Annotated in this window: 12 protein-coding genes; all 12 read left to right on the forward strand. The window is 34.6% G+C overall.

What is annotated here, in order from left to right:
* The first annotated feature begins 90 nt into the window (after positions 1 to 90).
* Positions 91 to 225: a 50S ribosomal protein L34 gene (gene rpmH / locus ACOX6R_RS05775; protein WP_433448209.1), complete on the forward strand. Its 135-nt coding sequence runs from the start codon at positions 91 to 93 to the stop codon at positions 223 to 225.
* 7 nt (positions 226 to 232) lie between these two features.
* Entirely contained in the window at positions 233 to 565 is a 333-nt protein-coding gene (gene rnpA, locus ACOX6R_RS05780; RefSeq protein ID WP_433448211.1) for a ribonuclease P protein component, read from the forward strand.
* Positions 566 to 583: 18 nt separating this feature from the next.
* A complete protein-coding gene (gene yidD, locus ACOX6R_RS05785; protein ID WP_433448213.1) occupies positions 584 to 784 on the forward strand; it encodes a membrane protein insertion efficiency factor YidD in 201 nt (66 codons plus the stop codon).
* A gap of 18 nt (positions 785 to 802) precedes the next feature.
* Complete coding sequence (locus ACOX6R_RS05790) at positions 803 to 1,537, forward strand: YidC/Oxa1 family membrane protein insertase (RefSeq protein ID WP_433448215.1); 735 nt, start codon at positions 803 to 805, stop codon at positions 1,535 to 1,537.
* Positions 1,537 to 2,337 (forward strand): RNA-binding cell elongation regulator Jag/EloR, encoded by an 801-nt coding sequence (gene jag / locus ACOX6R_RS05795; protein ID WP_433448217.1) that lies wholly within the window; start codon positions 1,537 to 1,539, stop codon positions 2,335 to 2,337. The genes ACOX6R_RS05790 and jag overlap by 1 nt, the downstream gene beginning before the upstream one ends.
* 311 nt (positions 2,338 to 2,648) lie before the next feature.
* Positions 2,649 to 4,028 carry a tRNA uridine-5-carboxymethylaminomethyl(34) synthesis GTPase MnmE gene (mnmE, locus tag ACOX6R_RS05800; RefSeq protein WP_433448219.1) on the forward strand — a complete coding sequence of 460 codons (1,380 nt, stop codon included), beginning with the start codon at positions 2,649 to 2,651 and terminating at the stop codon, positions 4,026 to 4,028.
* 6 nt (positions 4,029 to 4,034) lie between these two features.
* Positions 4,035 to 5,942 carry a tRNA uridine-5-carboxymethylaminomethyl(34) synthesis enzyme MnmG gene (gene mnmG / locus ACOX6R_RS05805; protein ID WP_433448221.1) on the forward strand — a complete coding sequence of 636 codons (1,908 nt, stop codon included), beginning with the start codon at positions 4,035 to 4,037 and terminating at the stop codon, positions 5,940 to 5,942.
* Complete coding sequence (rsmG, locus tag ACOX6R_RS05810; RefSeq protein ID WP_433448223.1) at positions 5,929 to 6,624, forward strand: 16S rRNA (guanine(527)-N(7))-methyltransferase RsmG; 696 nt, start codon at positions 5,929 to 5,931, stop codon at positions 6,622 to 6,624. Before mnmG ends, rsmG begins: the two co-directional genes overlap by 14 nt.
* A gap of 224 nt (positions 6,625 to 6,848) precedes the next feature.
* On the forward strand, positions 6,849 to 7,604 hold the full coding sequence (locus tag ACOX6R_RS05815; RefSeq protein ID WP_433448225.1) for a ParA family protein: 756 nt from the start codon (positions 6,849 to 6,851) through the stop codon (positions 7,602 to 7,604).
* Positions 7,597 to 8,436, forward strand: a complete 840-nt coding sequence (locus ACOX6R_RS05820) for a ParB/RepB/Spo0J family partition protein (protein ID WP_433448227.1) — start codon at positions 7,597 to 7,599, stop codon at positions 8,434 to 8,436. Before ACOX6R_RS05815 ends, ACOX6R_RS05820 begins: the two co-directional genes overlap by 8 nt.
* Positions 8,437 to 8,441: 5 nt before the next feature.
* Entirely contained in the window at positions 8,442 to 9,338 is an 897-nt protein-coding gene (locus tag ACOX6R_RS05825) for a PhzF family phenazine biosynthesis protein (RefSeq protein WP_433448229.1), read from the forward strand.
* The gene (locus ACOX6R_RS05830; RefSeq protein ID WP_433448231.1) at positions 9,338 to 9,754 is read left to right on the forward strand and encodes a hypothetical protein; all 417 of its coding nucleotides are present in this window, start codon (positions 9,338 to 9,340) and stop codon (positions 9,752 to 9,754) included. Before ACOX6R_RS05825 ends, ACOX6R_RS05830 begins: the two co-directional genes overlap by 1 nt.
* Positions 9,755 to 9,970 lie beyond the last annotated feature (216 nt).

Raw genomic sequence — 9,970 nt, forward strand, 5'->3', positions numbered from 1 at the left:
AATTTACTATCTTTATATTAAATCTCTCTAAACTCTTGACAATTTGGGCTTTTGTCAATAAAATAGAAAAGATGAAATGAGGTGAATACAATGAAAAGAACATACCAACCTAAAAACAAACAAAGAAAAAGAGAACATGGTTTTCGTGCAAGAATGAGAACTAAATCAGGTAGAGCAGTTATTAAAGCAAGAAGAAGAAAAGGTAGAAAGAAATTATCGGCTTAAGTTAAAGATGAAGGATTGTTATTTAAAGAAAAATAGTGAATTCCAAAGGGTGTATTTAGCGCGAAATATTTCTGGCTCTAAGTATCTTACTTTATTTACGCTAAAGAACAATAGAGACTATCCAAGAGTTGGCATAACTACTACGAAGAAGGTGGGAAATGCTGTTAATAGAAACTTTGTAAAGAGAAGACTAAAGCATATTATTAGGGAAAACTCTGATAAGTTAACTGGTGGATACGACTATGTTTTTGTTGTCAAGAAAGGTGCTTGTGATGCCGATTTTAATGACCTTAAATACTCTTTTTTAAATGTTTTAAAGAGACAAAAGAAGGTGAAATAATTTTTGAGACGAATTTGTATGCTTTTGATACGTTTCTATCAAAGTGTGATTTCCAAATATTTACTTCCTGGAAGACATTGCAGATTCACGCCCACATGTTCACAATACAGCTATGAAGCCTACGAAAAGTATGGGTTTTTTAAAGGTACTTATTTGACTATAAGGAGAATTTTAAGGTGTAACCCATTTCATGAAGGCGGATACGATCCTCTCATTTAGAATTGGAGGAAATAATTAATGAGTTTCATTAGTTCTATATTAGGTAGTTTCGTAAGGCTAATTTACAATATTCTTCAAGGTTCTATGCCTGAGGAACCAGCCAGCATATCTTTTTTTGCACTATCTATAATTATTGCTACCATTATTATAAAAGTACTGATCTTGCCACTTAATATTTCTCAGACTAAGAATCAAAAGAAAATGGCAAAACTTCAGCCACAAATTATGGAGTTACAGAGAAAGTATAAAAACGACCCACAAACTCTTGCAGCTAAGCAACAAAAGCTTTATAAAGAGTCTGATTACAAGATGAGTGCGGGTTGTCTTCCTATGATTATAACTCTTGTAGTTTTGATGGCATTCTATAGAGTATTTTTATATCCAGAACAATATATCTTTACTGAGCCTGGTGTGTATGCAACTATTAACAAAAACTTCTTTCACATTATAGACCTAGATTTGCCAGACAAGTCACTTGTTATGCCACTTGTTGCTGCTGTTACTACTTTCTTAGTAAGTTTTATTGCAAGCAAAAACCCGGCATCTCAAAATGCAGGCCCTGGAGCTGACCAAGCTCAATCTATGATGAAGTCAATGATGGTTGTAATGCCTATTATGATTTTTATGATGGGAAGAAATTTTGCGGCAGGTCTTGTAATTTATTGGACAGTTTCGAACCTATTTGCCATTGTTCAACAACTGATAACTAATAAGATTGTTAAAGATGAAGTTGAAGAGGTTAATGAAAAATAATGAATTATGTAATTAAGACGGGAAAATCCGTAGACGAAGCAGTAAGAGAGGCTCTAAGTGAGCTAAATATTACTCGTGACGAAGCCCATATCGAAGTTTTGGAAGAGGCACAAAAGGGATTTTTGGGAATTATTGGTTCCAAAGATGCCACTGTAAAAGTTTCTAAAAAGGCTGACGATACTAAGAGCATCCTAAACGAGATTTTTAGCGAAGATATTGAACCAGAGAAGAGCCACACAGACGTTCACGAAGTTGAACCTGAAGTTGAAAATAATGTTATTCACGATGAAAGTGAAGAAAAAGAAGAGATAGAAGAATTAAACGAAAAAGACTCTGATGAAGAAATTGTCGAAACTGCAAAAGAGTTTATGACAAAGATTCTTGAGACTTTTGAGCTTGAAAATGATCTAAGTATTGTTTTAGAAGACAACAACCTAAAGGTAAATGTACTTGGCGATGAAAATAAGCTTGGAATTTTAATAGGCAAAAGAGGAGTAACTCTTGATTCTATTCAATATATTTTGAGTTTAATCGTAAACAAGAAGTCTTCAAGATATATAAGAGTTACTTTGGACACAAGTGGTTACAGAGAAAAGAGAAAGAAAACTCTAGAAGAGCTTGCAGTAAAGCTTGCAAATAAAGTTATCAAAACCGGAAGATCTGTAAGACTTGAGCCAATGAATGCTTATGAAAGAAAAATCATCCACACATCTCTTCAAGATTTTGAAGGAGTTATAACTCATTCTGAGGGCAAAGACCCATTCAGAAAAGTGGTAATTCAAAAAGAAAGAAAATATTAAGAAGAGGCCTTAAAAGGCTTCATGAGAATTTTTAACAAAGCTCAAGAAATATTATCTCATTACAGAAATTGGAAATTTCATACTTTCATAAATCTGAAAAACGTAAACTCGCTTGAGCTCAAACAGTGCGTTTTTCGGGCGATTTATTTCAAGTTAAAATTTCTACAATTTCTTCCATAGGATAATATTTCTTTAGAGCTTTGTAATTTTCTAAGTAATCTATAGAGGCCTTAAAAGGCTTCTTTTTTGTTTTAGATAAATGTAGTATTATAGATAAAAGATGAGTTACTAATTTTTAAAGGAATGATTATATGGAAAACTTAAATGATACAATAGCAGCTATTTCCACGGCAGTGGGCGAAGCGGGAATCGCAATTGTCCGCATGAGTGGAGAAGAAAGCGTTGATATTATAGATAAAATTTTTGTGGCGAAAAATAAAAAGAAGATGAAAGATGCTGAAAACAGAAAATTCGTCTATGGCCACATTTTTGATGGCGACAAGCCAGTTGATGAAGTTTTAGTTGTCAAAATGAAAGGACCTCATTCTTATACGGCAGAGGACATTGTTGAAGTTCACTGCCACGGCGGAATTGTAGCCGTTACGAGGATTCTAAATTTATTGCTTGAAAATGGTGCAAGGCTCGCCGAGAGGGGAGAGTTTACCAAGAGAGGTTTCTTAAACGGCAGAATCGACTTAACTCAAGCTGAAGGTATAATCGATATGATTAAGGCGAAGACAGAAGTTTCTTTTGATATCGGTTTAAATCAGCTTAGTGGATCTTTGAGCACTATTTTAAATAAAATGCAAGATGAGCTTATATCTATGCAGGCTCTAATCGTTGCAAATATCGACTTTCCAGATGATGAGATAGAGGATGCGACATATGAAGAGCTAGAGAAGAGGTATGAGGGAATTGTTTCTAAAATAGACAATTTGCTTGAAAATTCTAAGAGCTCAAGACTTTTAAGAGACGGAATAAATACAGTTATTCTTGGAAAGCCAAATGTGGGCAAGTCATCTTTATTAAATGGACTTTTAAGATATGACAGGGCGATTGTAACTGACATTGCTGGGACAACAAGAGATATAATTGAAGACTATATAAATCTTGACGGAGTGCTTCTAAAGATTACTGATACTGCGGGAATTCGCGAGACAGAAGACGAAGTGGAAAAAATTGGTGTATCAATTGCAAAGGATAAGTTAAAGGACGCAGACCTTGTAATTGCAATATTTGACCTATCTCGCAAGTTCGATGATGACGACAAAGAAATTTTAAGTCTAATTAAGGACAAGAAGCACATCATCATTTTAAATAAAGACGATTTACCTCAAGAGATTAGCGACGAAGAAATAAAAGAAAATTTTAAAGATGATTATTTAAAACTTTCTGTAATGGAAAATGAGTCAATTAAAGAGATTGAAGACTTAATTAAGGATATGTTCTTTGACGGAGAAATTAAAATTTCATCAGCTGGAGTTCTTTCAAATATAAGACACATCAATGCCCTTAAGGAAGCTAAAAAGGACCTTCAAGCTGTAAAAATGGGGATTGATCAGAAAGTATTTTTGGATCTAATTGCAGTGGATCTTGAAAATGTTATTAATCATATATCAGAAATTACAGGTACAATTACGACAGAAGACATTTTGGACCGAGTATTTTCTGAATTTTGTATTGGGAAGTAGGTTTAAATGGCAGATATTAGATATTATGAAGCGGGAGATTTTGACACAGTTGTAATAGGTGCAGGCCATGCCGGAAGTGAAGCGGCACTTGCAGCTGCAAGACTTGGTGCCAAGACTCTTCTTTTGGTTACAAATTTAAATTCAATTGCAGAAATGCCTTGCAATCCAAACATCGGAGGAACTGGCAAGGGACACCTAGTGCGTGAAATTGATGCACTTGGTGGCGAGATGGCAAAGGTAATAGATAAGACTTTTATTCAGTCAAGAATGTTAAATACTTCAAAAGGGCCTGCTGTTCACTCACTAAGAGTACAGGCCGACAAGAGAAGATATCACGAGGTAATGAAAAGAGTCTTGGAAAATGAAGATAATTTATACCTTGTTGAAGACGAAGCTGTTAGAATTTTAAGGGATGGAAACGAAATAACAGGTGTCCTAACAAGGGACGGCGCAAAGTACAACACAAAGACTGTAGTTCTATGCACTGGAACTTATCTTCGCTCAAGAATATTCATGGGTGAAGTAAACTTTCCAGCTGGACCAAGTGGATTTAGCCCAGCAAATCACCTTTCTAAATCACTAGAAGAGGACTTTGGACTTAAACTTTTAAGGCTAAAAACTGGTACTCCGGCAAGAGTTCTTAGAAAATCCATTAATTTTTCAACAATGGCGCCTCAATATGGCGATGAAAATGTAGTTCCATTTTCTTTTTCTAACATCGACAAAAATTTAAACAAGGAGCAAGAACCTTGCTTTTTGACTTACACAACTCCAGAATGTCACCAAATAATAAGGGATAATATCGAAAGATCAGCCCTTGCACTTGGAGACATTGAAGGAAAAGGACCAAGGTATTGCCCTTCAATTGAGGATAAGGTAATGAGATTTTCTGACAGAGACTCTCACCAAGTTTTCATTGAGCCAGAGGGCCTAAGCACTGATGAAATGTACATTCAAGGTGTGTCCTCATCTCTACCAGTAGAAGTACAGCAACAATTTTACAGAAAGATTATAGGTCTTGAAAATTGCAGAATATTAAGACCTGCCTATGCGATTGAGTACGATGCAATTGATGCCACACTTCTTACAAGGTCACTTGAGCACATGGACTTTAAGGGAATGTTCTTTGCAGGACAAATTAACGGTTCAAGTGGATACGAGGAAGCTGCTGGACAGGGAATTGTTGCAGGAATTAACGCTGCACTTAAAGTTCAGGGAAAAGAGCCTTTTATACTAGATAGATCAGAAGCATATATCGGAGTACTCATTGATGATTTAGTAACTAAGGGCACAAAAGAGCCATATAGAATGATGACATCTCGTGCAGAATATAGACTTACTCTTCGCCAAGATAATGCAGACTTAAGACTTACACAAAAGGGACGCGACATTGGTCTTGTCGACGATGAGAGATACGCTGGATTTATCTATAGAAAAGAAGAAATTGAAAAAGAGATTGCAAGAATTAAGAAAGTTAAGATTACACCAACTGCTGAGAACAATAAAATTTTGGAAGAGCTTGGTTCAACTGACTTAACTAATACTTCTTCAATTTATGAACTTATAAAAAGACCAGAGCTTGATTACGAAAAACTTGCAGTGCTAGATAAAGAAAGACCAGATGTAAGAGCAGACATCGTTCGAAATGTTGAGATAGAAATTAAGTACGAAGGATATATTAAAAAGCAAGAGATTCAAATAAGACAGTTTAAAAAGCTTGAAACTAAAAAGCTTGACAAAGACCTTGACTACAAGATGATCGAGGGACTTAGAAACGAAGCAAAGGAAAAACTTCAAGATATAAGACCTGAGTCAATTGGACAAGCATCAAGAATTACTGGAGTTTCACCAGCAGACATCAACGTGCTTTTAATATATTTGGAACACAAGAGGAGACAAAATGAAGCTAGCTGATTATTTTAACCAGTACAATTTGAGCACAGATAATATAGAAGAATTTGAAGAGTTTAAAAAGTTTTTGTTGGAGTATAACGAGCACACAAATTTGACTAGAATTACAGACGATGACGACTTCAATGTAAAGCACTTTTTGGACAGCCTTTCAATATTTAGAACAAAGTTAATCGATCACGACAAAAAAATTATAGATATTGGAACGGGTGCAGGGTTTCCTGGAATTCCATTAAAGCTCTATGACAAGTCTTTAGACATAACTCTTTTAGATTCACTCAAGAAAAGAATTGATTTTTTAAATCTTGTTATAGATAAATTTGAACTTAAAAATATCGAGGCAATTCACGCAAGAGCCGAAGAGATTGCAAGAGACGTGAAGTACAGAGAGCAGTATGACATTGCAATTTCAAGAGCTGTTGCTAATCTTGCAACACTTAGTGAATATGCACTTGGTTTTGTAAAAGTTGGCGGATACTTCATTTCACAAAAAGGTCCAGAGTATAAAGATGAGATTAAGGATGCAGAAAATGCAATAAAAATAATGGGTGCTGAGATAGAAGATGTTATTAAGGTACCACTTCCAAATGACATCGAACATTACCTCGTTGTTATAAAAAAAGTAAAGACGACGAATAAAAAATATCCAAGGGGTGGCGGAAAACCTAGAAAGAATCCGCTTTAATAAATAAATGCTTCGCGTATGCTCTACGTGGAGCATTTTTTATTTGCAAAATTTTCTATTATTTTTAATATGCACTAAAAGATTTGTTATAAAATTTTTCATGCTCCACGTAGAGCATTTGGATAATTTTACGCTCCACGTAGAGCATTATTTTTAAATAATCGCGATTCGTATTTTAAATTAATCTTAAACATGATATTATATTAGTAGAAATGAGGTAGAAAATGTCCGTAGTAATAACAACTTTTAATCAAAAAGGCGGCGTAGGCAAGACTACAACAGTGGTTAACCTATCTGCTGCACTGGCTTTAAAGAAGAAAAAAGTTCTCGTCATTGATATGGATCCGCAAGGAAACTCCACTTCGGGACTTGGACTTTATGAATTTGAAAATAACATCTATGATTTTTTAATTGAAAAAAACAAAGACTCAATTTACAAAACTAAAACTGAGAACTTGGACATTATACCGGCAAGTGGTGAGTTTGCAGGAGTTGAAATTGAACTTGCTAAGAGAGGCGACTGGCAATTTGATTTAAAAAACATGGTAGATCAAGTTAAGGACGACTACGATTATGTGATAATCGATTCTCCGCCATCTCTTGGAATACTTTCAATGATGAGCCTTGTGGCAAGTGACAAAATACTTATACCTGTTCAGTGCGAATACTATGCCCTAGAGGGAGTCTCACAACTTATGGACACAATAACTCTAGTAAGGGAAAACTTTAACGAAAACTTGGGTATTCTCGGCGTGGTGATGTGCATGTTTGATGGAAGAACTAATCTATCTCTACAAGTAGTAGACGAAGTGAAGAGCTTCTTTAAGGACAAGGTATTTAGATCTGTAATTCCTAGAAATGTGCGACTTGCAGAGGCACCAAGTTTTGGAATGAACATATTTGAGTATGATAAAACCTCAAAAGGGGCTAAGGCCTACTCTAGCTTGGCAGATGAAATTATAGGTGAGATGAATGACTAAAAAGACAGGTCTTGGCAGAGGCATTGGAAATTTTTTGGCCTCCAGCGAGCAAATAAGAGAAGTAATTGAAGACGAAAATAGCAAATTAAAAGAGATTGAAATAGAAAAAATTGTTCCAAATGTTGATCAACCTCGAAAGATGTTTGATGAAGAAGAAATTACAGAACTTTCTAAATCAATCAAAAAATATGGCATAATTCAGCCACTTCTTGTAAGAGATGAAGGCGACAAATACATTATAATTGCAGGGGAAAGAAGGTTTAGAGCTGCTCAAAAAGCAGGACTTAAAAAGGTGCCAGCGATTATAAAAGATATTTCTACAGATGTATCAGACAGAATTTCTATAATAGAAAATATTCAAAGAAAAGATCTAAACCCTGTAGAAGAGGCGATGAGTTACAAACATATTTTGGACTCACAAAATCTCACACAAAAAGAATTGGCAGAAGAAATTGGGAAAAGTAGACAGTATATTGGAAATACAATTAGGCTTCTAAACCTTGATCCACGTGTATTAAAGCTATTAGAAAAAGGTGAAATTAGCCCATCTCATGGCAAAAACCTGCTTTCGATTAAAGATAAAGATGAGCAGTACAAAAAGGCCATGAAGATTGTAAAAGATACACTGCCAGTAAATGACAACAAGAAAAAACCTTCGCCAAAGGAGAAAAAACTCGACATATTTAAAGAAAAAGTCCGCGACGACTTGACTTCGAAGCTTGGCACAAAGGTAATGTTTAAAGAACAAGGAAAAAAAGGAAAGATTGAAATCGAATATTACAGCGAAGAAGATCTTTCAAGAATTGTAGAAATTATATTGGAAGGGAATTAAAAAGAATGGAAAGATTCTACACAACTTACTTGGTATCTGCTTTTACAGACAAGCCATTTATGGGCAATGCCACAGGTGTAGTAATAGATGATTGGAATCTCTCTGACACAGAGATGCAAAATATTGCCCGCGACTACAATCAATCAGTTATGGTCTTTATAAAAAGGCTGGATATTGGCAGATATGCAACAAGATTTTTTACACCTTATGAAGAGATAAAACTCTGTGGACATGCGACTATTGCAACATTTTATGCACTGGCTGAAAATGAGTATATAATGCCCATTGAAGACGGAATAGTTAAAGTATTGCAACACACAAAGATAGATAAAATACCAGTTGAACTTGAATACAAAAACTCCAAAATCAAAAATATTTACATGAAGCTTAAGCTAAAAGAGTTTGAAGAAGTAGATACAAATATAGCAGATAGAGTTACTAAAATTTTGGGAATAGAGAAAAGTGAAGTTGGATTAAAAATAAAAGAAGATGCGAAGATTGAGATGATTTCAACGGGAGCAAAGGACATACTTGTTCCAGTAAAAGATTACGAAACACTTGAGGGCATTAATCTTAATGAAGAGGAAGCGCTTAAAATAACAGAAGAATTTGACTGCATATCAATCCACGCATTTACAACTGAAGACGGAATAAACATAAGTCAGAGGACTTTTTCACCAAGAATTAGAGTGCGTGAAGAGCTTGGAAGTGGCACATCAACTGCTGCTACAATGTATTATTTGATCAAAAACAAAATAAATGCATCTGATTATATCATAGCGACTCAGGGCACAGTCTTGGGCAGAAAATCAAGAGTTAAGGCAATTTTAAATGACGAAAAGGACTGCGTGCGCGTTGGCGGCAGGGCCTATGTATTTATGAATGGAGTATTAAAAATATAATGGCAAGACAAAAAAAATCATCTAACAGATCAAAAATGGTTATTATAGTTTTTTTTGTAGTACTTCTCATATTTTCTGCAAGTCTCATATCATCAAGGAATAAACTCGTTGATATAAATAGCAAAGACGTGGATTATATTGAGATTGTTTCAAACAAAAGCAATAATATGAAAAACGTAAAGGACAAAAAAGATGTCGAAAAAATTGTCAAAAAGCTAAACAAACTTAGAGGGAAGCAAGCGAATAAAGATATAAACGCAGAAATAATCTCCTATGTAAATGTCTACTTCGTAAGTGGCAACAAAATATCATTCGTAAAAACAGGGCTTACACTTAGAGTAAACGATATTTACTATAACTTGAGCGGAGCAGACTCAAAACTCTTTGACAACATAGTAGAAGACTTTTCAAAATAGATCCCAATGGGGTCTATTTTTTATGCTCCAAAAAACATGCGTGAGAATGGAAAATATGAAGTTTTTATTTAATATTAGTAGAATTCTATTAATAATTAAATAAAGTCGATTAAGAAGATATATATGGAAGCTTTAATAGATTTTTTTAAAATTTTAGGTTTTAATGAAGGATAATTCTTATTTTTTAAACTTAGCTGTCATTTGTATTTCATCTAT

Origin of the sequence: Peptoniphilus sp. (genome assembly GCF_050943655.1) — a bacterium.
GTDB lineage: Bacteria > Bacillota > Clostridia > Tissierellales > Peptoniphilaceae > Peptoniphilus_A.

Excerpts from the sequence above, each read along its gene's own strand:
- rnpA (WP_433448211.1), top strand. The coding sequence starts at position 233 with ATGAAGGATTGTTATTTAAAGAAAAATAGTGAATTCCAAAGGGTGTAT.
- rpmH (WP_433448209.1), top strand. The coding sequence starts at position 91 with ATGAAAAGAACATACCAACCTAAAAACAAACAAAGAAAAAGAGAACAT.
- yidD (WP_433448213.1), top strand. The coding sequence starts at position 584 with ATGCTTTTGATACGTTTCTATCAAAGTGTGATTTCCAAATATTTACTT.
- ACOX6R_RS05815 (WP_433448225.1), top strand. The coding sequence starts at position 6,849 with ATGTCCGTAGTAATAACAACTTTTAATCAAAAAGGCGGCGTAGGCAAG.
- mnmE (WP_433448219.1), top strand. The coding sequence starts at position 2,649 with ATGGAAAACTTAAATGATACAATAGCAGCTATTTCCACGGCAGTGGGC.
- ACOX6R_RS05820 (WP_433448227.1), top strand. The coding sequence starts at position 7,597 with ATGACTAAAAAGACAGGTCTTGGCAGAGGCATTGGAAATTTTTTGGCC.
- rsmG (WP_433448223.1), top strand. The coding sequence starts at position 5,929 with ATGAAGCTAGCTGATTATTTTAACCAGTACAATTTGAGCACAGATAAT.
- ACOX6R_RS05790 (WP_433448215.1), top strand. The coding sequence starts at position 803 with ATGAGTTTCATTAGTTCTATATTAGGTAGTTTCGTAAGGCTAATTTAC.
- jag (WP_433448217.1), top strand. The coding sequence starts at position 1,537 with ATGAATTATGTAATTAAGACGGGAAAATCCGTAGACGAAGCAGTAAGA.
- ACOX6R_RS05825 (WP_433448229.1), top strand. The coding sequence starts at position 8,442 with ATGGAAAGATTCTACACAACTTACTTGGTATCTGCTTTTACAGACAAG.
- ACOX6R_RS05830 (WP_433448231.1), top strand. The coding sequence starts at position 9,338 with ATGGCAAGACAAAAAAAATCATCTAACAGATCAAAAATGGTTATTATA.
- mnmG (WP_433448221.1), top strand. The coding sequence starts at position 4,035 with ATGGCAGATATTAGATATTATGAAGCGGGAGATTTTGACACAGTTGTA.